This is a genomic window from Acinetobacter soli, from assembly GCF_000760595.1.
Lineage (GTDB): Bacteria > Pseudomonadota > Gammaproteobacteria > Pseudomonadales > Moraxellaceae > Acinetobacter > Acinetobacter soli.
This window is the reverse complement of sequence record NZ_BBNM01000003.1, coordinates 181,201-205,618: the sequence shown is the minus strand read 5'-3', so window position 1 is coordinate 205,618 and position 24,418 is coordinate 181,201. Positions and strand designations below refer to the sequence as shown.

Genomic DNA, 24,418 nt, shown 5'->3' with positions numbered 1-24,418 from the left:
TATAAGATAAACTATCTAATCGTCTGATCGCTTTAGTTAATCATCAAATAAAAGTATTTTTAAATGCTTTAAATTGATTGTAAAAGGTATTCAGAAAATATTTTTTTGAAAAGATGGTATATATGCTTACTCGCTTTCTTCTGAAACAACTCGCATTCAGTGTATCCATTGTCTTAAGTACGACAGTCGCAATTGCACATGCTGAGAATCTAGCTTCAAACACTGAAAATCCTGTGGTGAAGGAGATTCCGCTTGTGACCAATCCGCATACTGGTGAAGAAGCTGAAGAAGCACCTAAAATTGATGTGTCTACGCTGACCATCATTGGTTATCATGAAATTACCTCTAAAGAAGCGATTATTCCAGATTACGCCGTAACACCACAGCGCTTTGAAATGCACTTGGATTGGCTGGTCAAAAATGGTTATCACTTTATTAGTGTTGATCAATTAATTAAAGCCAATGAAGGCAAATTAAAATTACCGCCAAAACCGGTTTTACTGACCATCGATGATGGCTATCAATCATTTTATGACTATGCGTACCCGATTTTAAAGGCACGTAAAATTCCAGCCGTACTTGCCGTTGTAGGTAAATGGCTGAACGTCAAGCCAAATCAAATGGTACAGTTTGGTGACGACAAGCTTGCGCGAAACAAGTTATTAACTTGGGCTGAAATCAAGGAAATGCAAGACAGTGGCATTGTCGAAATTGGCAGCCATAGCTTTGACTTGCACCATGGGGTGATGGGTAATCCACAAGGCAACTCGGAACCTGCGGCAACTACTCGTATTTACGATCCTAAAACCAAAACGTATGAATCAGACAGTGCTTATGAAAAACGTATCACCAATGATTTAAAGAAAAATATTGAAACGTTTAAAGAGAATGGTATTCGTGCGCCACGTGTAATGGTCTGGCCGTATGGACGCTATAATCTGGAAACGGTGCGTATTGCCAAAAAACTGGGCATGCCAATTACCATTACTCTAGATGATGGTCCAGATCATGTGACCAAATCGCTCGGGCATTTAAACCGAATTTTAGTGATGAAAGGCGAAAGTACAGACGATCTGGCACAAGACATTATTAACCGTCAAATGAATTTGACCGATAACAATCGTCCGCAAAAAATCATGCATGTCGATCTGGACTATATTTATGATAAAAATCCAGAACAAGTTGAGCGTAACTTAGGTCATTTGCTCGATCGAATTCGAGAAATGGGAGTTAATACGGTTTACTTACAGGCCTTTTCAGACCCAGATGCCAATGGCTCTGCCGACATGGTGTACTTTCCAAACCGCTATCTTCCAATGCGAGCTGATTTGTTCAACCGCGTCGCTTGGCAAATTTCGACACGTACCAGTGTGAATCGTGTCTATGCATGGATGCCATTAATGGCGTGGGAATTGCCAAAATCGAATCCGGTTTCCAAAAAGCTGGTGGTTACACAGCAGCCAAAAAGCTCCGATCATTTAAACATGGGTTATATCCGTTTAAGTCCGTATTCGCCTGAAGCGCGTAAAGTGATTGAAGGCATTTACACAGATTTAGCCAAGTCATCTACGTTTGATGGTATACTGTTCCACGACGATACAACGCTATCGGATTACGAAGATGCCAGTCCAGACGCGTTAAAGGCCTATGCCAAAGCGGGTTTGCCGACTGATCTTGAAAAGATCCGCAACAACGACGCGCTATTATCGAAATGGACTGATTTTAAAATCAAAACCATCGATAATTTTGCGATGAAACTGGTTTCAGACGTTCGTTACTATCAACCTTTCTTGATGACTGCCCGTAACTTGTATGCGCAAGTTGCTCTGTCTCCTTATGCCGAAAACTGGTATTCACAGTCGTTGGAGCAGTCACTCAAGCGTTACGATTTTACTGCGATTATGGCCATGCCTTATATGGAGCAGGCTGAAGATCCGACCAAGTTTTATCAAGACATTGTAAAACGTGTCAAACAGTACCCAAATGGTATCAAGAAAACGGTGTTTGAATTACAAGCAACCAACTGGCGAACCAATCAGCCTGTTCCTTCACAGGAAATGGCAGATACCATTCGCTCGCTTTACCAGCAGGGTGCCCTGCACGTGGGGTATTACCCAGATGATCCGTTTAAAGATCATCCTGACACCAAAACCATGCACGACGTATTTGCGACTAAACCGTCCAAGTTAGTCCCGTAACAGGAATTGACCATGTCAACGACTTTACATCATTTGTGGCAGACAGCGCTGAATTTTGTATTCTATTATCCGCTGTTTATGTCCTATTTATGGATGATGGGTGCGCTCATATTTTATTGGAAAGAGCGCAAAGATCCTCCATATCAACAGCCAAAAGCATTGGAATCGTATCCAATGGTGGCTGTGCTTGTGCCTTGTTTTAACGAGGGCGATAATGCTGAGGAAACCATTACCCATGCACTTGGACTAGATTATCCAAATTTTGAGGTAATTGCCATTAATGATGGTAGCTCGGACAATACTGCCGAGGTACTGAATCGTCTGGCTGAACAACATGAAAAACTGCGTGTGGTTCATTTGGCTCAAAACCAAGGCAAGGCTATGGCCTTACAAGCGGGTAGCTTGCTGACGGAAGCCGAAATTCTAATTGGAATCGACGGTGATGCCTTACTGGACTCACACGCGGCAAGCTGGATGGTGCGTCATTTCCAGCAAGACCCAACCGTAGCCGCAGTCACGGGAAATCCACGTATTCGAACACGCTCGACCTTGCTTGGCCGTATTCAGGTGGGAGAGTTTTCTTCGATTGTGGGCATGATCAAACGTGCGCAGCGTAGCTTCGGGCGCTTATTTACGGTATCTGGCGTGATCACGGCATTTCGTAAATCTGCGGTACATGAAGTGAATTACTGGTCACCCAACATGCTGACCGAAGACATCGATATCACTTGGAAATTGCAGCGTGCAGGTTGGGATATACGTTTTGAACCGAATGCACTGGTATGGATTTTAATGCCAGAAACCTTTACCGGGCTTTGGAAGCAGCGTTTACGCTGGGCCATGGGCGGTGCACAGGTTTTGCTTAAAAATCTGGATGTATTCTTTAAACCTAAACTCAATTTTTTATGGCCGCTGATGTTTGAGCTTTGCCTGACATTGGTCTGGTCGTACTTGATGTTGCTGTTGGCGATCTTGTGGGTGGTGCATTTTGTGTTCCCGCTAGGTCAGCTATCAGGAATCAGCTCTCCATTCTTGCCGTATGGAAGTGGAATTTTGCTTGGGGCAACCTGTCTGATTCAATTTGCGCTGAGCAAATGGATGGACAGCCGCTATGAGCCAAACTTAGGCAGAAATTATTACTGGATGATTTGGTACCCGTTTGTATTTTGGTTGATAACCATTACCGCTACAATCGTGGCCTTTCCAAAAGTCCTGCGTCGTGGAAGTGAAAAACGTGCGCGATGGGTTAGCCCTGACCGTGGTATTCGTATACAAGATTAAGCATATTGCTGAGTAGATGTTCATGAAATCAAATAATTTGATTATCGATTTGCGTCGCCAACTGCCTTGGCATAAACGTTATGTTTCAACGACTACGACTGCCATGATGTGGGCAGGTTGGTTGTTGTTGTGGCGTCCGTTTTTGTTGGTTTGGTTGTTGGTCGAGTTACAAAAAACTCATTTGGTGCACCGTGTCTTTAGTGCAATGAGTGTTGGGGTTGAGCACGGCATTACATCATTGATTGTATGCTGTATAGCGCTGTTACTGTGGAGTAATTTTATTCCAGCAAAAAGTGTAAAAAAGACCAAACAGAAAGAAATTGACGATTATGCGCGTTATTTTGAGTTGACCCAGCATGAAATTCAGCAAGGTAGAGCTCAAAAGGTAGCGGTGATTCATCATGATGAAACTGGACGGATCACACATATCGAGTGATCTGAGCCGAGCTGTTCAGTAGAATTATTCATATCATTATGCCAGTTTACCCCCGTGAGCTGGCATTCATGTTCTTGGCATATCAAAATCATCCTGCATGTGTGCAACAGTATCGCTAACGTTCATCAATGCGGCATTGTGCTGACAGACGAATCGGAAAAGAGACCCACCTTATGCAACACTCAAGCAAATTAAATGCTGTGGAAAGTATTCGCGGTTTAGCCTGTCTGGCCGTGGTATTTTCGCACTTAAGCTTGAGTTTTTATCCGTATTTACATCATTTTGACGACCATGATCAGGCCACAAATGCGCTGGTCTATTGGATTCATCATTCACCGTTTACGTTTTGGTATTCGGGAACTGCGGCGGTTTATGTTTTTTTCGTGCTGAGCGGATTTATCTTATCTTATGTGATTGGCAATAGCCGCGCACCGAAGCAAAAAATTAAATCAATGCTCATCAAGCGTTATCCACGACTGGCCATTCCGGCACTCATTTCATGTATTTTACTCTGGGCTGCGCTGTATTTTAGTGATATTGATAGCTCGCAAGTACAGTACTGGCTACAAGTACTGGCTCAGCAAAACTCAAGTTTTGGGCAGGCTATATACGAAGGCACGATCGGTTCGTTTTTATTTGCTGAATCAAGTGTCAATTGGGTACTTTGGACCATGCAAGTTGAGTTGATTGGGTCTGTGGTTTTGTTTGCCTTGTTGTACCTTAAACAATATAGCTCAGGGTTGTTTTTGACCCTTGTACTGATGTTTCCCCTAAGCTTTGCACTATTTAAAAATATGGATTTGTACTTGGGATTAATCAGCTTTCTTTTAGGATCGCTTATTTTTTTCTATGGGCGCCGTATTGCTTCAAATGCATGGGCAGCGCTACTTCTGGCTTTAGGGTTGTACCTTGCCGGGGCGCATAACTCCAGCTTGGCTTATCAGGGAATTTATCAATTTTTAGGCGATAAAACCTACGATTACTGTAATTTTCTTTCGGGAAGTCTGATTGTGTACAGCATTTTAATGAGTCCGCTATTGTCTCGTATGCTGGATCGGCCAGTTTTTGTTTATTTAGGCAAATTATCATTTTCGGTATATTTATTACATCTGATGTTACTCTATATCGTTTGTTTACCTGTCTTTAATTACTGTGTACAACATGGTTTTAATTACGACAGTGCATTCATGGTGGCGTCTTTGGTTTTTTTGGTTGCGATACTGATTTGCTCTGATATATACAGTCGCGTGGTAGATCGTTTTGCAATTTTTATCAGTAATAAACTAGCGCAATATTGGGCAGGCGCTTAACGACAAGCCATTCGAATGTGCAAGTTAGTGGCTGTTTTTTTCTTTATGGGTGTGGGTGACGATAATGTCTACTCTTGAAATTGTTGCTGTCTTGATCAGTGTGATTGGCGTGACACTGACTGTTTTACGTAACATGTGGTGCTGGTGGTTCAACTTTATTGCATTTTTGCTTTATGGTTATTTGTTTTATACCTATAAGCTGTATGGTGAAACGATTCTTCAAGCGTTCTTTGTGGTGGTCAATTTTTATGGCTTCTACTATTGGCTTAAAGGTAAGCAGACCGATCACGATATTCGCATCGAACCACTTGCGCCGCAAACAGCATTATTTCAAATGTTGATAGCAGCAGTAGCTGGCTTAAGTTTTGGTCTAATATTAAAACATTTTACCGATGCTGCAGTGCCGATGTTAGACGCTCAGTTGGCTGCATTTAGTTTGCTGGCCACCTACTGGACCAGCCGTAAACATATTGCCACCTGGATGTTGTGGGTGGTGGTTGATATTGTTTATGTGGGGATGTTTATTTATAAAGCGCTGTTTCTTACTGCGGTGCTTTATGCTGCTTTTGTGGGACTCGCTGCTTTTGGTTGGTGGCAATGGGAGCGCGTAAAAAGTAAACAAGATGTGGCCAGATCTGCATGACAATTTTGGATTTAGAAGCATACAAGATGCAGCAATTTGAACACATGGCCGAAAAAATCATTAAAAATCCTGGGTATTATTTGGATTTTGATTCGGTTGCAGATTTTTATAAGGCTGTGTGGCTCAACGATTTCCCGCAGGGGACTACTTTTTCAGCGACAGGCTTAGATGATGGCGCTGAGTGTTTTTATGCTGTCATTGAATATAAGCAGAAAAAGATCAATATCAGCATTGATCACGATCGCTATCATGTAGATTATCTAAAAAAAGATTTGATCTAGAAGATAATTGGCAGAGCATTTTATTCATATTTAATGTAATAAAAATATAACTTCTGTGGGTACAAGAAACTAGCAAAAAGCTTGTGAATACGCGGAGTTGCTAAATTTCACGCCAGAAACTACTTCAATCGGTTAAATAATCTGCAAACAAATTTATACCAAATAAATTTGTGATTGATTTCATAAAACTGTGATGTACTGTTAAGATAATAGCGAAACAACAAATAAACATCACACTCAACCATGAGGTATAAATGCCAGTCAAACTTATCGCAGTCGATATGGATGGAACGTTTTTAAATTCAGAGAAGAAATACAACAAAGCGCGCTTTTTAAAGCAATACGTGCAGCTCAAACAACGCGGAATCAAGTTCGTTGCTGCCAGTGGCAACCCGCTCTATACCCTTCAAGCTTACTTTCCCGAAATCGCACATGAAATCGCTTTTGTTGCTGAAAATGGCGTGTATGTGACCGATCAAAATCAAGAAATTCATTATAGTGCATACGCACCTGACACTTTAGAGCGCATGGTGCGTGATTTAGAATCTGAGTACGGCAGTAGCGTGATTTTATGTGCTAAATCTTGCGCGTATGTTCGCTCGGATGTATCGCAAAAAATACTGGATAAATTAAATATCTACTTCAAAAGTATTCAGCAGGTCGATAGTCTCCTCGATGTTAAGGAGCCAATTGGTAAAGTCACGCTGACCACTGTTGAGCACGATTTTGAGAGCATGGAGCAGTATTTAAACCAGCAAGATTATGTGCAAAATCAGCTGACCAAAGCAGTCTCAAGCGGTTTTGGATTTATTGACTTGATTATCCCAAACAAGCACAAAGCATTTGGTCTATCATTTTTGCAAAAAAAATGGGGCATTGCTGATGATGCCATGCTGACCATTGGCGATAACAACAACGACATCGAGATGGTTCAAAAAGCGGGGTACGGCTTTGCCATGCAAAATGCAATTCCTGCGCTAAAAAAAGTAGCCAAATTTCATGCTCGAAGCAACGAAGAAGAAGGCGTGCTCGATGTTATTGATCTGGTGCTGCAATCGAAAGGGTTTTCTGAAGATCTTTTTTGTGAACCCGAGGCGATGTCTTAATGCAGCCAATTTTGCCAGTAGCGCAGCGGGGAGAAGCGATACTTAAACTCAAAGCAGCAGCAGTTGCAGAGTCTGAGTTTAATTCTTCATGGCTACTGCATTTGGCAGAAGCACTGCAAGCGACTATGCTGGCCAGAAACGGCGTCGGCATTGCTGCACCTCAGGTTTATGTGTCGAAGCGCGTCATTATTGTGGCTTCTCGCCCTAATCCGCGCTATCCCGATGCACCTGAAATGCAGCCCGTGGTCATGATCAACCCTGAGATTTATGCACAATCTGAACACCTTTGTCTGGGTGAAGAGGGCTGCTTAAGCGTACCCGATCAACGTGCACAAGTTGCCCGTGCAGAGCAGATTCAACTTCGTTATTTTACTTTACAAGGCCAGCTTATAGAGGCGACGTATACAGGTTTTATTGCGCGCATCGTTCAGCATGAGATTGATCATCTGGATGGAATTTTATTTGTCGATCGTGTTACGAGCAGTGATTAAATTCTGATCTTCCATCATTTCATAACTTTTGAATTGTTGTGGGGTAATACCCAAATGGCGTTTAAACATGGCACTAAATGCACTCGGGCTACTATAACCCAGCGCTTCGGCAATACTTGACATAGATTGACCATCTGCGATTTTACTCAATGCCAGTGCAATATGCATTTGCTGTATCCAGCCACGATATGATAACCCTGTTTGTTTTTTGAATAGACGCATAAGTGTGCGCGAGCTAGTTCCCATTTCGTCTGCCCAAGTGTTTAAATCTTTCGTATGCTGGGGAGATTGCATCATCAGCTCACATATACGGCTTAAACGTTTATCTTTGGGCCATGGAATTTGAATAGGGAGCGAGTTTGCAGTTTGAATCTCATCGAAAATCAAAATTTCCAGTGCATTTAATAAAGCTTCTGCATGAGTTTGTTTGGCTGCAGATTCAGCTTCCAACAGATTTAACCGAATCAATAATTCGTGGAGCAAATCGCTGACTCGGATTAAAAAACATGAATTCCCCATTACTGCCGCAGCTTGTGCATCAATGAGAGCGGTATTGAGTTTAACCTGACTCAAACAAACCATACTGTGTTCTACACGTGCTGGAATCCAGACAGCGCATTTGGGCGGTACGATCCACACCTGATCATTACACAATACCTGAATGGTGCCGTGTGAAGCATACAGGAGCTGCGCACGTAAGTGCATGTGCGGATACGACACTTCTTTATAAGAGCGCTCGGCATATAAGCCAATCACCAGTTTATTAGATTTCATACTTAATGTTTAAGATGTCACTTAGACAACAATTATTGGAAGATAAACGTCTAAATGACAAATTACAATAGTTGTTCTGCTTCTGTTTTTGGAGTTTTTAAGGATGACGTCTTCTGTACAGTTGAAAGACACACCCAATTTAAATACCGCACCGATACAACCACAAAAAATGATCATTCACATTGTGGGTGCCGTGGCGATTGCCCATTTGCTCAACGACTTGATTCAAGCTGTTTTACCTGCAATCTATCCAATGCTCAAGGCCAATTTTGCCCTGAGTTTTGCACAAGTTGGGCTGATTTCGTTTGTTTATCAAATTACGGGTTCGTTGCTGCAACCTTGGGTTGGACTGTACACCGATAAACATCCTAAACCCTACTTACTCCCGATCGGGGCTGGCGTGACCTTAGGTGGTGTATTATTGTTGGCATTTTCACCAAATTTTATGGTGTTACTACTTGCTGCTGCATTGATTGGCGTGGGCTCTGCAACTTTTCATCCTGAAGCATCGCGTGTGGCTCGTCTTGCATCGGGTGGTAGATTTGGTACAGCACAATCGACTTTTCAGGTGGGCGGAAATTCAGGAACGGCAATCGGGCCAGTTTTGGCAGCTTTAATTATTGTGCCTTTTGGTCAGCATGCACTGGCATGGCTAGTGGCTTTAAGTATCTTGTCGATTTGTATTTTATCTCGGGTGAGTCGCTGGTCTATCGAGCATGCCAAATCTAAAGTGGCGACCAAAACCAATAGTACTCTTCACAAATTACATGGGCGTCAGCTTTTTATGGCGATTGGTACGGTGTGCGTACTGATGTTTGCCAAGTTTACGTATATTGCCAGTATTAGTAATTATTTTACTTTTTATCTTATTCATAAATTTCAAATCAGTTTACCAACTGCGCAGCTCCATTTGTTTGCTTTTCTGGCTGCTGTGGCAGTGGGAACTTTCGCCGGCGGTCCGATTGGAGACAAAATTGGCCGTAATGCTGTCATTTGGGTGTCTTTTGTGGGAATGGCACCTTTTGCATTGATCATGCCTTATGCCGATTTATTCTGGACTACTATACTTTCAATTCTTGCAGGGCTCATACTCTCATCTGCTTTTGCCGCCATGGTGGTCTATGCACAAGAGGCAGTTCCGGGGCGTGTTGGCATGATTTCAGGTTTAATGTTTGGTTTGATGTTTGGTGTGAGCGGAATTGCAGCCGCAGGGCTAGGATATTTAGCCGATATCAACGGGATTGAATGGGTATTTAAACTGTGCTCATTTATGCCGCTATTGGGGCTAGCAGCATTTTTCTTGCCTAAAACCAGATAAGACTTGATTTGCTGAGCACCCTTTATTGTTTTGAACAATAAAGGGTGCCACGATAAAAGCTTAATTTTTCAGACCAAATTTAAAGACGGTTTTGCTTTGAAAGCTTTGATCCGGATCTAGACGCGTCGAAGGAAAATGTGCTTGATTCGGACTATCCGGATAATGCTGTGTTTCGAGTGCAACAGCATCTCCTTGTCGGTACAGGACGCCGTTCGCGCCTGCAATTTGACCTAACAAGTGATTGGCAGTGTACATCTGAATACTGGGTTCGGTCGTTAGAATTTCTAAAGTCCGTTTAGATTGAGGGTCGAAGACAAATGCTGCACGTTGTAACTTATCTTGACCTGAATTGATGATCCATGTTTGATCATAGCCATAACCAAACGCCAATTGCTGGTTATTTTGTCGAATATCTTTCACAATGGCTTTGGGTTGTCTGAAATCGAAAGGAGTACCTGCTACACTTTTAATTTCGCCAGTGGGTAAAGAGTTTTTGTCGGTTTGTAAAATGCGATCGGCATTGAGTTGTACGATGTGATTCATCACACCATAAGGGCTATTTTGCGCGCCCGACAGATTAAAATAACTGTGATTGGTTAAGTTAATCACGGTCGGTTTATCTGTTTTCGCTTTATATTCAATTGTAAAGGCGTTGTCATCCGATAAACTATAAATAACTTCTACATCAAGCTTCCCCGGAAATCCCTGATCTCCATCTGGACTGGTCAGTTTTAACGAAGCTTTGACTTCTTTGCCTTTAGAAATAAGCGGTTGAACCTGCCATACACGTTTATCGTAGCCTAAGCCTGCACTATGTAGAGTATTGGGACCATTATTCTTTTCTAAATGATACGTTTTGCCATCTAAGGTAAACGAACCATGCCCAATACGGTTGGCATAACGTCCAATTAACGAACCAAAATGAATGCCTTGTTCAGTATCAACCACTTCATAACCATGTAAGTTATCAAACCCTAACACAATATTGTCTTTTTTGCCTTGGGCATCGGGTGTCATGATGTGAGTAATAACGCCACCAAAGCTGATAAACGATACCGATGTACCTCGATCATTCTGCATGGTATATAATTGGACAGCTTGTCCATCTTTTGTCTTACCATAGGGCTGCTGTGTTAATGTGGCTGCAAAGGTCGTTGAAGCAAACAACAGACTGAACAGATTCAAATAAGCTAATTCTTTAAAAATCACTCGATGTTCCTCTTTTAGATATATTTTTTAAATCAATTTTAGGTGTCAATAATAGCCATGGGTTTTGTAAGATATTCTTATTGGATCAATCCTGTATCAATATAAAAACTGATCAATATATGTTGAAACGCGATTTTAGCATTCAAATTTCTAATAATTTCCTGTCGTTTTGTCATGAATGCCAATAATAACTCTCATCTGAGTCAATTGTTAAATAAATAATTGATAATGGTTATTGTTAATTTTTGTATTATTAATATAATCGGTTCTTATTTCAAGGAAGAATCCTCTTGTTTAAAGTCAGTTTTCAGTATCTTTGTCTCCTATCTGTCGGCATGTATAGCTATACCCATGCTCAAGATCAAATTAATCAATTGCCTGTCATTATGTTGCAGTCACAAAGTGATCAAGCACATACATATCATGTAAAAACATCTGATTCTGCAACTCGAACCGATACTCCACTCAAGGATACACCTCAGTCGGTCAGTGTCATTAGTCCTGCTATATTAAAAGATTTGGCGCCATCACGACTCACAGAGGCGCTTGATGTGGTCGGCGTAGGGCGTGGCAATAATTTTGGAGGACAAGGACTGACCACCTACACCGTACGCGGTTTTACCAGTGGTGAATATTTTCGTAATGGTTTTCCAATTAATCGCGGCTATCCAAACGCGCCTAACCAATATAACGTAGAGCGAATTGATGTGCTCAGAGGTCCTGCATCCAGTTTGTATGGACGAACTGACCCCGGGGGAACATTTAATATAACGAGTAAAACACCTAATACAGAACACACAACAATTCTAGGTGCGGGTTTAGACAGTGAAGGTTTGTATCAGGCTACACTTGATACGACTGGCGCAATGAATACAGATAAGACGCTGACCTATCGTTTAAATATTGCAGGTGAAAACGGTGAGACGTATCGTGATCATGTAAAATCCAAGCGTTTTAGTATTGCACCAGTACTTCAGTGGACACCATCTGACTATACCAAGCTCACATTTGAAGCCGACATATTACGTAACCGTCATCCGCTAGATCGTGGCTTTACCCGATATCCAAATCAGCAAACCACGTATTTTGATTCCAAAGAATATTGGTGGGAATCTGGCAAGCAACGTAATTTACTTTACAACAATAATGATATGTTACAACTCAGACTGGAGCATCAACTCAATGATGACTGGACGTTAAATGTAGGCGGACAATATCTAAATGGTGAGTTATATGGCTATGCGGTTGAAGCCAGCGGGCTCAAAGCAAATACCGATGGTCAGGTGATCAAGCGTAACTATAACTGGAGAAGATTAGACTGGATTGATAAAAATATTCAGGCAAATGTGCAAGGAAAATTTAATTTATTTAACATGCAGCATACGCTGGTCACTGGCGTTGAGGCTGAACAGTACGACTATAAATCTTATATCATTCGCTCATCGGGCAATAATTTTGATCTTGATATTACAAATCCAATTTATGGCGCATCGTTGCCTGCTTTAGACAGCCCAGCACTTGATGATCGCGAGAAATTACGTAGCCTTGCCTATTTTGTACAAGATCAGATTGATTTGAATGACAGACTTAAAACATTGATTGGTATGAGATACGAGCATTATCAACATGAATATACAAATCACTTAAATCAAAGCCAGTGGTCCAAAGATTTTAATGCACTGGTGCCACGTATCGGATTGGTATATTCATTGACAGATCAATGGAATGTATATGGCAATATCAGTCAGTCATTCAAACCGAATACTGGTTCAGACCGTTTCGGACAAGGTTTTGATCCAGAGAAAGGTATGTCTTATGAAATTGGTTCGAAGTTACAATTATTAGATGATCGCTTAGCATTCGATAGTGCTATTTTCTTTGTTAAAAAGAAAAATGTGCTGACACCAGATCCAGTGAATATCAATAAGTCAGTGGCAGCGGGCGAGGTACAAAGTCAAGGTTTTGAGCTCAATCTGAGTGGTCATATCACACCACAATGGAAAGCGATTGCCAATTATACTTATTCAGATACTGAAGTGGTGAAAGACAATATTTTATTGAAAGGAACGCGTCTGGCGAATATTCCAAAGAATACCTTCAATTTATTGAGTGTGTATGAGTTTGACTCGGGTACATTGAACGGTTTGGGGCTAGGAATGAATCAGCGCTTTATTTCAGATCGTAAAGGTCAGACATCGAACACAACTTATAATATGAAAGCATATGCTGTGACAGATTTAATCGCTTACTACAACGTATCAAAAGCACTGCGCTTAAATGCAAGCGTGAAAAATATTTTCGATAAAAAATATGATGATAGTGCCTTTAATGCTTATGTATATCCAGGTCAAACACGTTTGTTGCAGGTCGGATTAAAGTATCAGTTTTAACTCAATCCCGCATTTGTCATCAGGCGCAGCATTCAGGCTGCGCTTTTTTTTAATCCATATAGAGCAATCAGTATATCTGCAAAGAACGCTCGTGCTTGATTGTCGCGCTGATTCAAGTTTGAGGTATAATGGGGGATTGAGTAACGCTACGGGCATAATTTATGAAATCTGAAGTTTATCAGGGCAAAATCAAGCAATACGACGCCACTAAAGGCTATGGTTTTATTGGCGGCCTAGAGCAAGATGTCTTTTTTCATATTTCAGACTTTCCACTTGAAGACGGTGAGCCTAAGCGCAATGAACGTGTGAAATTTATGGTGGTTGAAAATAACGGTAAGTTTAAAGCAGTTAAAATTCAGCGTGTGGTCGATCAGTCTGCAAAAGCCAAAAAATCACGTGCAGTGGAAAATAACACGACGATTACGTCGGCTTTACTCTCAAATTTTAAAAATAAATGATTTAAAAAAAATCCCTCTTCAACGAGGGATTTTTTAACTTTAGTTGATCGAATCATCTAAATTTGGCGCTAACCAACGTTTCGCTTCATCCAGTGTCCAGTCTTTACGTTTGGCGTAGTCTTCAAGCTGATCCTGAGAAATCTTACCGACATTAAAGTATTCAGATTGCGGCAAGCTATAATAAAAGCCGCTGACACTTGAAGGTGGCCACATGGCAAAACTGCTGGTCAAATAGGTTCCAATCTTATCTGTTGAACCTAACCAGTCAAACAACACTGCTTTTTCTGAATGCTCTGGGCATGCAGGGTAACCGGGTGCAGGTCGAATTCCGACATACTTTTCCTTAATTAAGGCATCGTTGTCGAGATTTTCATCTGGTTGATAGCCCCAATATTCTTTACGAATCCGTTCGTGCAAATGTTCGGCAAAGGCTTCGGCAAAACGATCTCCCAAGGATTGAACCAGAATTGCAGAATAGTCATCTCCTTTGGCTTTATATTCATTTGCGAGTTCTTCTGCACCAAAAATCGAGACGGTAAATCCACCTAGGTAATCGGTATGTTGCTCGGCTGGGCTAATAAAATCTGCAAGTGACAAGTTTGGTTTACCTGTCACTTTATCGGACTGCTGACGCAAATGCTCAAAGCGATGTGTGGCGTTACCTTGCATATCATAAACAGAGACCGTGTCATCTCCCGTTCGTTTGGCAGGGTATAACGCAAATACAGCTCGGGCATCAAAGCGCTTATTTTCAATAATATCTTGAAGCATCGCCTGAGCTTGATTATATAAATCAGTCGCGGCTTCTCCTACCACATCATCGGTTAGAATTTTTGGAAATTTTCCGGTCAAGCTCCACGAGATAAAAAACGGAGTCCAATCGAAATATGGCACCAGTTTTTCAAGCGGATACTGGGTAATGACCTTTTCGCCAAGCAGATTTGGTTTAGGTGGTACGTAGGCATTCCAGTCAATATTAAAGCCATTTTTTACTGCTTCTAAATAGCTAAGCTTGGCGGCTTTTGGCTGCTTGTTGGCGAGACGCTCACGAATTTTGGCGTATTCGGCACGTTGTTCTTCAATAAATGTACCGCGCATTTCTTTGGAAAGCAGTGTGGTGGCGACACCCACAGCACGTGAGGCGTCTGCGACATAAATCACGGCATCATTTTGATACTGTGGTTCAATTTTGACTGCGGTATGCGCTTTTGAGGTGGTTGCTCCACCGATAAGAAGGGGAATGCTAAAGCCTTTACGCTGCATTTCTTTGGCCACAAATACCATCTCGTCTAGGCTCGGTGTAATCAGTCCAGATAGGCCAATAATGTCACACTTTTCATCGATCGCAGTTTGCAAAATTTTCTCGGCGGGTACCATCACGCCCAAATCGACAATATCGTAACCATTACACCCCAACACCACGCCCACAATATTCTTGCCAATATCATGTACGTCACCTTTTACCGTGGCCATGAGTACTTTGCCTTTGGTTTGTCCCTCTGCTTTTTCCGCTTCGATGTACGGATTCAGCCATGCCACCGCCTGCTTCATTACACGGGCCGATTTAACCACCTGCGGCAAAAACATTTTTCCAGAACCAAACAGATCACCCACCACGTTCATACCATCCATCAGCGGGCCTTCAATGACATCTAGCGGACGTTTAGATTTCAGGCGTGCTTCTTCGGTATCTTGATCAATAAAGGTGGTAATACCTTTAACCAAGGCATATTCCAGACGTTTTTCGACTGGTTGATTTCGCCATTCAAGGTTTTCGGCTTCTTTGACCTTGCCGCCTTGGCTACGAAATTTCTCAGCCACTTCAAGCAATTTTTCGGTAGCATTTTGACCAGATTCACCCTGATTTTGATTCAGGATCACATCTTCAACAGCATCTTTTAATTCTTTTGGAATATCGTCATAAATGGCCATTTGGCCCGCATTGACAATCCCCATGGTCATGCCTTGCTTGATAGCATGATATAAAAATACCGAGTGAATGGCTTCACGGACGGGTTCATTGCCACGAAAAGAGAAGGAGACGTTAGATACGCCGCCAGAAATCATGGCATGAGGTAAATTCTGTTTGATCCAGCCAGTTGCTTCAATAAAGTCAACCGCATAATTATTGTGTTCTTCAATACCGGTTGCGACCGCAAACACGTTTGGATCAAAAATGATATCTTCAGCCGGATAGCCGACTTCATTTACCAAAATATCATAGGAGCGTTTACAGATTTCGCGCTTACGTTCAGCGGTATCGGCCTGACCGACTTCGTCAAACGCCATCACAATGACAGCCGCGCCATATTGACGGCACAGACGCGCTTTTTCGACAAACTCATCATAGCCTTCTTTAAGCGAAATGGAGTTGACGACAGGCTTACCCTGAACACATTTTAAGCCCGCTTCAATAATTTCCCACTTCGATGAGTCAATCATGATGGGCACACGAGAGATTTCAGGCTCAGAGGCCACCAGATTCAAAAAATGCACCATGGCATTTTGAGAGTCGAGCAAGCCTTCATCCATATTGATGTCGATGATTTGAGCGCCTGCTTCAACTTGTTGCTGTGCAACTTCCAATGCCTCGGCAAATTGTTCTTCACGGATTAAACGCAAAAACTTTTTCGAACCCGTGACATTGGTACGTTCACCGACATTCACAAACAATGAATCGTCATAGATATTAAATGGCTCTAAACCACTTAAACGACAAGCAGGAACTGTTTCAGGCACTGAACGTGGCTGAATATCTTTTACCGCGTTGTAGATTGCACGGATGTGATCTGGCGTTGTACCACAGCAACCACCGGTAATATTAATCAAACCGCTTTCGGCAAACTCTTTTAAGAAAGCCGCCGTTTGTTCCGGTGTTTCATCGTATTCACCAAATGCATTCGGCAATCCGGCATTTGGGTGCGCTGAAACAAAAGTATCGGCGACATCGGAAATGGTTTTAACATGCGGACGCATGGCATCTGCACCGAGTGCACAGTTAAAGCCAATCGAAAGTAAATCGCCGTGGCGTACAGAGTTCCAAAATGCCTCAGCCGTCTGACCAGTGAGAGTACGCCCCGATGCATCGGTAATGGTGCCTGAGATCATGAGGGGCAGTTCACGACCGATCTGCTTAAAGACTTCCTTAACCGCAAAAATTGCCGCTTTACAGTTTAAGGTATCGAAAACGGTCTCGATGAGAATGATATCCGAGCCACCTTCAATCAAGGCATGTGTGGCTTCAATATAGTTGTTTTTAAGTTCATCGAAGGTGACGTTACGAAATGCAGGATTATTGACATCGGGAGAAATGGAACAGGTACGTGATGTCGGACCCAATACCCCTGCAACAAAGCGCGGTTTATCTGGGGTACTGTATTTCTCACACGCGGCTTTTGCCAAACGTGCTGCTTCGCGGTTAATCTCGGGAACCAATTCCTCCATATGGTAATCCGACATCGACACGCGAGTACCATTAAAGCTATTGGTTTCGATAATATCGGCACCCGCTTCAAGATACGCTTCATGAATACCTTGTATAATTTGAGGCTGGGTTAACACCAGCAGATCGTTATTGCCCTTAAGGTCATGTGCCCAGTCTGCAAAACGCTCACCACGATAATCTGCTTCTTCAAGCTTATGGCGTTGAATCATGGTACCCATCGCACCATCAATAATGAGAATGCGCTTGGCAAGCAGCTCTTTGAGGGTGGCTAGCGTCGACATGGAGAACCCCTAACGATTTAAAAATGCGCATTATTGTAACAGAAGCCATGGTATTTGATGTCATTTTCATCAAGAACTGATGCGATCAAAAAAATGTGATGAGTCATTTTTTACTTTAAGCGCTGAAAATTTCATCAAAGTGAAATAATTAACTTTCAAAATGCTTAAACAGGCAGCAGCTTAGCGCTTCATTTAAGTTAAGTGTCATTTTTTTCGGCAATTATGACAAATTAAATTATAAGCCTGTCATAAACTTATTAAAACTATTAAGTTTTTGAAATATAAAAACATAATTTTATTTTGCGTTAAAAAAATAGCGCAATTTAGGCGAAAAATGAAGTTAATTGAGTAAAAATTGACTTCATTAGGGCGTCGTTTGTCATATAATTGTCATAATTTAATTTAAGAATAAGGGGATTTTATTGATCCCCTTGAACCGTCTGCATGAATTCAAATCTTCCCCCTGTTTCGGATTCAAAGCCTGTGGAACCTTCACATGCGAAATCGACGAATGTACACGTACCGACACCGAAGTTTTTTATGCCGGTGTTTCTTACGGTCATCGTTGCGACTCTGATTTATATTGGATTTCAGGTCAATGCTGATTTAGCGCATGTTCCACCTTTAAATTTGTATTCTATTATTCTCCTTTCAACGGCATTGTTTATTGCCTTGGGATTTGAATTTGTAAATGGTTTCCATGACACAGCCAATGCTGTGGCGACGGTCATTTACACCAACGCCTTACCTGCACCTGTTGCAGTGATGTGGGCGGGCTTTTGTAACTTTCTTGGCGTGATGGTGGCCAGTGGTGCAGTTGCCTACGGTATTATTGCGTTACTTCCTGTTGAACTGATTATGAATGTCAGCAGTGGTGCCGGATTTGCCATGGTGTTCGCGCTCTTAATTGCAGCGATTATCTGGAACTTAGGCACTTGGTTTTTGGGTATCCCAGCATCAAGTTCGCATACCTTGATTGGTTCGATTTTAGGTGTGGGCATCATGAACCACATTTTAAATGCATCGACGGGTACCAGCGGTATCGATATGGATCAGGTGATCAAGGTCGGTAAAGCGTTACTCTTTTCTCCTTTAATCGGTTTTGCATTTGCTGCGATCTTATTTTTGCTGGTGAAAAAAGTATTTCGCCGTCAGCTTGAATTGTTCCAGCCACCAGAAGGCAACAAGCCACCACCACCATTGATTCGTGCAATTTTGATCTTTACCTGTACAGGTGTAAGTTTTGCACACGGATCAAACGATGGTCAGAAAGGTATGGGCTTGATTATGCTGATCCTGATTGGCTTGGTTCCTTTGGCGTACTCGCTCAACAAGAACTTGGATGCACAGTATCTTAAATCGTTTGAGCAACTTTCAGGTGAAACGGCAATTGTCTTGCATGCCAACCAAAATGAAATGCAAGATGAAAAGGCGCGTGTTGTACTGACCAAGTTTATCCAGACCAAAGAGCAAACCCCTGAAGTTTTACCGGCATTGGCCAGCATTACAGATCACTTGGGTGAGCGCGTAGGACAGTATGGCGATTTAAAAGATATCCCAGAGCAGGCAGTCAGCGAAATTCGTAATGATATGTACTTGAGCACCACAACGTTTAAACGTTTGGAAAAAGCTGAAGCACTTCCTGCAATGACTCCTCAGCAACAAGATACCTTAAAAGAATATCGTAGCAACCTTGATGGCTTTTTACAGTATATTCCTAACTGGGTGAAGGTTGCGGTTGCCTTGGCACTTGGCTTGGGCACGATGGTAGGCTGGAAGCGTATTGTGGTGACTGTGGGTGAGCGTATTGGTAAAAACCACATGACCTATGGTCAAGGCATGTCTGCTGAACTCGTTGCCATGAGCACCATTGCAGCAGCAGATGGTCTAGGTATGCCAGTTTCGACCACACACGTCTTGAACAGTGCAGTTGCAGGGACCATGGTGGCGAACAAATCTGGTTTGAACTTTGCAACAGTAAAAACCATTATTTCGGCATGGATCTTTACCTTGCCAGCAACTATCTGTTTATCCGGTGGTTTATACTGGGTGTTCTTACAGTTTGTTGGTTAAACTGTTATTCTAAAAAAGGTCACATGGGTGGCCTTTTTTTATGTCGCAATATTTCTATTTTCCGCTCAAACACGTATAAGTTTAAAGCAGATAATCAATAAGCTTTACAGGGTTTTGCCGTCATGATGTCATCTCTTGCATCTGCGCTACAACATGATCAGTTAATCAATGCATTAAAACACTATCAAGAAATCTTTTGGTATCCACCTGAAATCAAGGAGTGTGAGCACGGTCTAAATGGGGTTGGTCTTCGCCGTGCCGATATTGAAGATGCCGAACAGCGTCTAACACGCTTCGCACCTTATTTGGCTAAAGTGTTTACTGAGCTAGAAGCTTCACATGGACGGATTGAATCTGAGATGGTGTCTATCCCTAACATGCAAAAACATGCCTGTGCTACGCTCAATTTACCTACCACAGGGCAATGGTGGTTAAAAAAAGACAGTCACTTACCCATTTCAGGTTCGATTAAAGCACGAGGTGGGATATATGAGGTATTGGCACATGCTGAAAAGTTGGCGCTTGAGGCAGGATTACTTCAGCCAGATGATGACTATACAATCTTTGATTCAGCACCTTTTCGTCAATTTTTTGCGGAGCATCAAATTGCTGTAGGATCTACAGGAAATTTAGGTTTATCGATAGGCATCATGAGTGCCAAACTTGGCTTTCGTGTGAGCGTACATATGTCAGCCGATGCTCGGCAGTGGAAAAAAGACAAATTACGTTCGCTGGGTGTCAATGTGGTGGAATATGCCAGTGACTACGGCGTGGCGGTCGAACAAGGCCGAAAAGCCGCCGAAAACGATCCTTTATGTTTTTTTATAGATGATGAAAATTCGAAAACCCTGTTTCTGGGCTACGCTGTTGCAGGCTTGCGTTTAAAACAGCAACTCAACGATCATCAAATCAAGGTCGATGCGGCGCATCCATTATTTGTTTATTTGCCTTGCGGCGTAGGCGGTGGCCCAGGAGGCGTCAGTTTTGGTTTAAAGCATGCTTTTGGTGAGCATGTGCATTGTATTTTTGCAGAACCGACGCATTCTCCGTGTATGCTCTTGGGTGTTTATACCGGATTACATGACCAAATTTCAGTACAAGATATTGGCCTAGATAATCATACTGCGGCAGATGGACTGGCGGTAGGGCGCCCCTCTGGCTTTGTTGGTCGTGCCATGCAAGATCTGATCGATGCCTATGTGACGGTCTCGGATACACAATTATTTCAGTTTATTCAATTGCTCAATCAAACTGAGAATATTCAGCTTGAGCCTTCAGCGATAGCAGGCTTACTCGGAATTGGACATGTACTTCAAAATCAGGATTATCAGCGAGTACAACAGTTAAGTGACTCGCAGTTGAAAAATGCCACGCATCTCATCTGGGCCACTGGCGGTGGCATGGTCCCTCCCGATGAAATGACCAAGTACCTGAGTATGCATAGCTAAGAAAAAGCCTGTCAGTTTGACAGGCTTTTTTTTATTTTTTGAGCCAGTGCAGAGGCAGTTTATCCGAGGCAAAGCCATAAAGCGCCGCAAAAGGTAGCGCAGTACGTGCCAGATATGCAACCCGCCACAAACCCCCATGGTTAGCGCCTTCCATCATCAGCTCTAGTGGATGATCAATGGAAGTGTGCGGATTCGCTGCACATTCATCATTGCGTAAATCGTGTACCCAAAGCGCAGCCATAATGGCATTGGTGGTTTCAGGTGCAAAGGCTTCAACATCAAACAATGAAGCACCATTAAACGCAGCTTTGAGGATTGGATTTTTGGTGACGGAGTGTGTGGTAGTTGAGGGTGCAATATTGATGCTCACGCGTTGACCATTTTGGTGAGCCCAGATAGCACGCCACTGTTGAATACGTTTTGCCAGTGCATAATTTGGGCCTTGCTCGAGTACTAGACAGTCTGCCACACCATAGTGTTTACCATTGTCAGAGCGAATCAGTGCCTGTTCACTCGATTGAAAAAAGTGTTTCAAGGTCAGGGTCTTAATACCTGCCGTCAAGACTTTTTGTAAGTTTGAGCGTTGCTCTGCTTTTTGATGTGCTGCTTCGACCACTTCTTTAGGAACAGCATAGATGTCGGTTGGCGTACACATAAACATAAGTGAGCTATCTGGTTTGTGTTTACTCACTAGGCTCATGATCGTGTCCATGGCCATAGACACCCGCACATGTTTTTCGCCGTCTAGATAGGCAATCGCAGCCAAATCGAGTGAAGATTTAAATTGATTTAACCACGTGACCACTTCGGGTAACTGGGTAAGTAGATTTGCGCCAAGTTTATGTTTTAAATCAGCAGAGGATACGCCAGCATCCAGATTTTCTACACAAGGTGCTATCAGCTTGGCATTGCCTTTACGCACGGTATTCAGAATTTTTTCCCATACTTTTGGATTGGGCAGATCGACGGCCACGATATTGGCTCGCCATTTTGACAACCAAGTGAGCGGGCCAGCTTCTGAGGCTGCGCCAAACAGCACCATGGTACGGTCAGATAAATCAAACCATTCAGGGTGGCTGCTGGCCAGTCTTAACGCTTTTGCATGGCTTGGTTCAATAATGCCGCGCGTTTCCCAATCTTGAATCTGAGTAAGTAAAGCTTGTCCCGTCAGCTTTTTACCGCCATAAGGCACGTACCATTCAGGATCATCCTGACTTTCACCTTTGATGGTCACGCTATGAAGTGGAGACACGTTTGCCACATTCATGACATCTTTGAGCAGGTATTTAATGCCATCGCGGTAAAATACAAAGCTGTGGTGCGCTTTGTGTAAACCTTGCTGGGCAATGTTCACGCTCTGATGTCGGGTACGAATGCCATGCTCGACCAACGCTCGAAAATACACCGGATACTGCTTGCGCCATTGTTTTTCGTTGAGCGCCTGCTGAGAGAGCTTGTTATCGACAATCGATAATGCTTCTGAAATGATCGCTTTGCCTGTATGAGATGTACTCGGCTTTTGCGTGGTTTCGAGCAGGGGAAATTGTAATCCGTCTAGTGAATTGGACATGCAGAAAGTCTCACGATGTATTTTTAATCAATAGCATTTTGCCATTATCTACCGTATATACCTGCAAAGAGTGGCAATAACTACCAAATTTGAAATGAATCGTTAAATTTAATTTTGATCATGTGAAGTCAGTTGGACTTTATGCGTGCTTTGTAAAACGCTTGGCTTTATTACGTTATCGCCTCATAGTGAGGCGATAATGCGTTAAACCCCTTCATCAGTACATTGCGTTTAGAAAGGCAGTTGGGTGAGTTTGTTTAAAAAGTGCTGAATCAGACGTGGTTCTAATATAATCGTCATGACCACACCATAGGCTGCTCCCCAAAGGTGTGCACTGTGATTGATGTTGGTATTGCCACGTTTGCCAGACCAAATGCTATATGCGACATACAATATGGCAAAGATAATCGCTGGAACCGGGATGAAAAAGACAAAAATCAGTTTCCACGGTTCAAACAAAATATAGGCAAACAATACCGCTGAGACAGCCCCTGATGCACCTAAACTGGCCCAATGCGTATCGTTTTTATGTTTGAGATAGCTGGGCAAAATAGCAATAATTAATCCGCCCAAATAAAACAACACAAAGCCTAAATCAAAGAAATACTGTCTATAGAAGCTTTCGATAATGCTGCCAAAAAAGAACAGCGTAATCATATTAAAAAGCAAATGCGTGCCATCGGCATGCACAAAACCATGGGTGATGAAACGATCAATCTGACCGCGTTGCATAGCAGGTGGCCAAAAAATCAGACGATTCATGACATTTTGGTTGGAAAAAGCCAACAGTGAAACGATCACGGTAATGATGATCAGGGTAATCGTATGATTAAACGGTAAATGCAGCATAAGATGAGAAAAAAGTTTTATTTGATGTCCATCATGCCATTTTTTGAGCATGAATAAATACCAAAAGTAAAACAAATCCGACAAATTTGGTTGATTTTTTTTAAATCCCCCGCATCTTCAGTTAAGATAAGCACTTCAGCTTGAGGATGATTGATATGTCGACTGAGAACACCAACACTGCCGTTGCAGATGAAATTCCAAATCTTTTAATTACACCGACTGCACAAGAGTATTTAAAGGATTTATTGGAAAAGCAAAACACTCCGGGTATTGGCGTTCGTATCTTTGTTGAAAACCCGGGTACGCCACGTGCAGAATGCTGTATGGCCTATAGTGCACCGGATGAAGTGGTTGCCACCGATTACAAACAAGAATATCCAGATTTTCCAGCATATGTAGACGGACCATCTATTCCGTACCTGCTTGATGCTGTGATTGATTACAACAAAGATCGTTTTGGTGGCCAGTTAACATTCCGTGCGCCAAATTCTAAAGTGCCACGCGTTGGACCAGATGCATCGATTGAAGAACGTATTACCTATGTACTCCAGTCTGAGATCAATCCGGGCTTAGCAGGTCATGGTGGTAACTGTGCACTCGTCGAAGTACAAGACGATGCAGAGCACGGCTTAACAGCTGTACTTAAATTTGGTGGTGGCTGCCAAGGTTGTTCTGCAATTGATGTAACTTTGAAACAAGGTGTCGAGACGACTTTACGCCAGCATATTCCTGAGCTTCAGCGCGTTGTGGATCAAACCGACCACACCCAAGCAGAAGGCGCTTACTTCAAATAACTTTTGATAAATTCGCTGTAATGAAAACCCCTGAGTTTCGGCTCAGGGGTTTTTTAGTTTTTA

Annotated in this window: 19 protein-coding genes; 14 read left to right on the top strand and 5 right to left on the bottom strand. The window is 42.5% G+C overall.

Going from position 1 to position 24,418, the window contains the following annotated elements:
- Positions 1–122: 122 nt before the first annotated feature.
- The 8 genes from pgaB to def all read left to right on the top strand — a co-directional run bounded on the left by pgaB (position 123) and on the right by def (position 7,746).
- Complete coding sequence (gene pgaB / locus Aso01_RS05400; protein WP_039909872.1) at positions 123–2,198, top strand: poly-beta-1,6-N-acetyl-D-glucosamine N-deacetylase PgaB; 2,076 nt, start codon at positions 123–125, stop codon at positions 2,196–2,198.
- A gap of 12 nt (positions 2,199–2,210) precedes the next feature.
- Positions 2,211–3,479 carry a poly-beta-1,6-N-acetyl-D-glucosamine synthase gene (pgaC, locus tag Aso01_RS05395; protein WP_004935977.1) on the top strand — a complete coding sequence of 423 codons (1,269 nt, stop codon included), beginning with the start codon at positions 2,211–2,213 and terminating at the stop codon, positions 3,477–3,479.
- 22 nt (positions 3,480–3,501) lie between these two features.
- A complete protein-coding gene (pgaD, locus tag Aso01_RS05390) occupies positions 3,502–3,915 on the top strand; it encodes a poly-beta-1,6-N-acetyl-D-glucosamine biosynthesis protein PgaD (protein ID WP_004935979.1) in 414 nt (137 codons plus the stop codon).
- Positions 3,916–4,088: 173 nt separating this feature from the next.
- Entirely contained in the window at positions 4,089–5,225 is a 1,137-nt protein-coding gene (locus Aso01_RS05385; RefSeq protein ID WP_004935981.1) for an acyltransferase family protein, read from the top strand.
- A 64-nt stretch (positions 5,226–5,289) separates the two neighbouring features.
- Positions 5,290–5,868 carry a nicotinamide riboside transporter PnuC gene (gene pnuC, locus Aso01_RS05380; RefSeq protein WP_004935986.1) on the top strand — a complete coding sequence of 193 codons (579 nt, stop codon included), beginning with the start codon at positions 5,290–5,292 and terminating at the stop codon, positions 5,866–5,868.
- Positions 5,865–6,149 (top strand): hypothetical protein, encoded by a 285-nt coding sequence (locus Aso01_RS05375; RefSeq protein WP_004935989.1) that lies wholly within the window; start codon positions 5,865–5,867, stop codon positions 6,147–6,149. The genes pnuC and Aso01_RS05375 overlap by 4 nt, the downstream gene beginning before the upstream one ends.
- Before the next feature lie 254 nt (positions 6,150–6,403).
- Positions 6,404–7,255, top strand: coding sequence for a Cof-type HAD-IIB family hydrolase (locus Aso01_RS05370; protein ID WP_004935991.1), 852 nt, complete (start codon positions 6,404–6,406; stop codon positions 7,253–7,255).
- Positions 7,255–7,746 carry a peptide deformylase gene (def, locus tag Aso01_RS05365; protein ID WP_004935993.1) on the top strand — a complete coding sequence of 164 codons (492 nt, stop codon included), beginning with the start codon at positions 7,255–7,257 and terminating at the stop codon, positions 7,744–7,746. Before Aso01_RS05370 ends, def begins: the two co-directional genes overlap by 1 nt.
- Here def and Aso01_RS05360 read toward each other — a convergent pair.
- Positions 7,714–8,520 carry an AraC family transcriptional regulator gene (locus Aso01_RS05360; RefSeq protein WP_004935996.1) on the bottom strand — a complete coding sequence of 269 codons (807 nt, stop codon included), beginning with the start codon at positions 8,518–8,520 and terminating at the stop codon, positions 7,714–7,716. The genes def and Aso01_RS05360 overlap by 33 nt on opposite strands.
- A gap of 103 nt (positions 8,521–8,623) precedes the next feature.
- Here Aso01_RS05360 and Aso01_RS05355 point away from each other — a divergent pair, with 103 nt between their 5' ends.
- Positions 8,624–9,838, top strand: coding sequence for an MFS transporter (locus Aso01_RS05355; protein WP_004936001.1), 1,215 nt, complete (start codon positions 8,624–8,626; stop codon positions 9,836–9,838).
- A gap of 60 nt (positions 9,839–9,898) precedes the next feature.
- Here Aso01_RS05355 and Aso01_RS05350 read toward each other — a convergent pair whose 3' ends face one another.
- The gene (locus tag Aso01_RS05350; protein ID WP_111812057.1) at positions 9,899–11,023 is read right to left on the bottom strand and encodes an aldose epimerase family protein; all 1,125 of its coding nucleotides are present in this window, start codon (positions 11,021–11,023) and stop codon (positions 9,899–9,901) included.
- A 359-nt stretch (positions 11,024–11,382) separates the two neighbouring features.
- Here Aso01_RS05350 and Aso01_RS05345 point away from each other — a divergent pair, with 359 nt between their 5' ends.
- Both Aso01_RS05345 and Aso01_RS05340 read left to right on the top strand, forming a co-directional pair.
- The gene (locus Aso01_RS05345) at positions 11,383–13,437 is read left to right on the top strand and encodes a TonB-dependent siderophore receptor (protein ID WP_039910031.1); all 2,055 of its coding nucleotides are present in this window, start codon (positions 11,383–11,385) and stop codon (positions 13,435–13,437) included.
- A gap of 161 nt (positions 13,438–13,598) precedes the next feature.
- Positions 13,599–13,895 carry a cold shock domain-containing protein gene (locus Aso01_RS05340; RefSeq protein ID WP_004936009.1) on the top strand — a complete coding sequence of 99 codons (297 nt, stop codon included), beginning with the start codon at positions 13,599–13,601 and terminating at the stop codon, positions 13,893–13,895.
- Between the two features lie 39 nt (positions 13,896–13,934).
- On the opposite strand, the gene metH is transcribed toward Aso01_RS05340, so the two are convergent.
- Positions 13,935–17,621, bottom strand: coding sequence for a methionine synthase (metH, locus tag Aso01_RS05335; RefSeq protein WP_004936011.1), 3,687 nt, complete (start codon positions 17,619–17,621; stop codon positions 13,935–13,937).
- Between the two features lie 444 nt (positions 17,622–18,065).
- Between metH and Aso01_RS05330 the strand changes: the two genes are divergently transcribed.
- Together Aso01_RS05330 and dsdA are read left to right on the top strand one after the other, a co-directional pair.
- Positions 18,066–19,694, top strand: coding sequence for an inorganic phosphate transporter (locus Aso01_RS05330; protein ID WP_004936016.1), 1,629 nt, complete (start codon positions 18,066–18,068; stop codon positions 19,692–19,694).
- Positions 19,695–19,816: 122 nt separating this feature from the next.
- Entirely contained in the window at positions 19,817–21,142 is a 1,326-nt protein-coding gene (gene dsdA / locus Aso01_RS05325; protein WP_004936021.1) for a D-serine ammonia-lyase, read from the top strand.
- A gap of 31 nt (positions 21,143–21,173) precedes the next feature.
- Here the strand turns inward: dsdA and Aso01_RS05320 are convergent, their stop codons facing one another.
- Together Aso01_RS05320 and Aso01_RS05315 are read right to left on the bottom strand one after the other, a co-directional pair.
- Positions 21,174–22,712: a hypothetical protein gene (locus Aso01_RS05320; protein WP_004936023.1), complete on the bottom strand. Its 1,539-nt coding sequence runs from the start codon at positions 22,710–22,712 to the stop codon at positions 21,174–21,176.
- A 231-nt stretch (positions 22,713–22,943) separates the two neighbouring features.
- Positions 22,944–23,561 carry a rhomboid family intramembrane serine protease gene (locus Aso01_RS05315; RefSeq protein ID WP_039910033.1) on the bottom strand — a complete coding sequence of 206 codons (618 nt, stop codon included), beginning with the start codon at positions 23,559–23,561 and terminating at the stop codon, positions 22,944–22,946.
- A 155-nt stretch (positions 23,562–23,716) separates the two neighbouring features.
- On the opposite strand from Aso01_RS05315, the gene nfuA reads away from it, so the two are divergent.
- Complete coding sequence (gene nfuA, locus Aso01_RS05310) at positions 23,717–24,355, top strand: Fe-S biogenesis protein NfuA (RefSeq protein WP_004936028.1); 639 nt, start codon at positions 23,717–23,719, stop codon at positions 24,353–24,355.
- Positions 24,356–24,418 lie beyond the last annotated feature (63 nt).

Excerpts from the sequence above, each read along its gene's own strand:
- metH (WP_004936011.1), bottom strand. The coding sequence starts at position 17,621 with ATGTCGACGCTAGCCACCCTCAAAGAGCTGCTTGCCAAGCGCATTCTC.
- Aso01_RS05330 (WP_004936016.1), top strand. The coding sequence starts at position 18,066 with ATGAATTCAAATCTTCCCCCTGTTTCGGATTCAAAGCCTGTGGAACCT.
- nfuA (WP_004936028.1), top strand. The coding sequence starts at position 23,717 with ATGTCGACTGAGAACACCAACACTGCCGTTGCAGATGAAATTCCAAAT.
- def (WP_004935993.1), top strand. The coding sequence starts at position 7,255 with ATGCAGCCAATTTTGCCAGTAGCGCAGCGGGGAGAAGCGATACTTAAA.
- Aso01_RS05320 (WP_004936023.1), bottom strand. The coding sequence starts at position 22,712 with ATGTCCAATTCACTAGACGGATTACAATTTCCCCTGCTCGAAACCACG.
- Aso01_RS05360 (WP_004935996.1), bottom strand. The coding sequence starts at position 8,520 with ATGAAATCTAATAAACTGGTGATTGGCTTATATGCCGAGCGCTCTTAT.
- Aso01_RS05385 (WP_004935981.1), top strand. The coding sequence starts at position 4,089 with ATGCAACACTCAAGCAAATTAAATGCTGTGGAAAGTATTCGCGGTTTA.
- pgaD (WP_004935979.1), top strand. The coding sequence starts at position 3,502 with ATGAAATCAAATAATTTGATTATCGATTTGCGTCGCCAACTGCCTTGG.
- pnuC (WP_004935986.1), top strand. The coding sequence starts at position 5,290 with ATGTCTACTCTTGAAATTGTTGCTGTCTTGATCAGTGTGATTGGCGTG.
- Aso01_RS05355 (WP_004936001.1), top strand. The coding sequence starts at position 8,624 with ATGACGTCTTCTGTACAGTTGAAAGACACACCCAATTTAAATACCGCA.
- Aso01_RS05375 (WP_004935989.1), top strand. The coding sequence starts at position 5,865 with ATGACAATTTTGGATTTAGAAGCATACAAGATGCAGCAATTTGAACAC.
- pgaC (WP_004935977.1), top strand. The coding sequence starts at position 2,211 with ATGTCAACGACTTTACATCATTTGTGGCAGACAGCGCTGAATTTTGTA.
- Aso01_RS05340 (WP_004936009.1), top strand. The coding sequence starts at position 13,599 with ATGAAATCTGAAGTTTATCAGGGCAAAATCAAGCAATACGACGCCACT.
- dsdA (WP_004936021.1), top strand. The coding sequence starts at position 19,817 with ATGATGTCATCTCTTGCATCTGCGCTACAACATGATCAGTTAATCAAT.
- pgaB (WP_039909872.1), top strand. The coding sequence starts at position 123 with ATGCTTACTCGCTTTCTTCTGAAACAACTCGCATTCAGTGTATCCATT.
- Aso01_RS05345 (WP_039910031.1), top strand. The coding sequence starts at position 11,383 with ATGTATAGCTATACCCATGCTCAAGATCAAATTAATCAATTGCCTGTC.
- Aso01_RS05315 (WP_039910033.1), bottom strand. The coding sequence starts at position 23,561 with ATGCTGCATTTACCGTTTAATCATACGATTACCCTGATCATCATTACC.
- Aso01_RS05370 (WP_004935991.1), top strand. The coding sequence starts at position 6,404 with ATGCCAGTCAAACTTATCGCAGTCGATATGGATGGAACGTTTTTAAAT.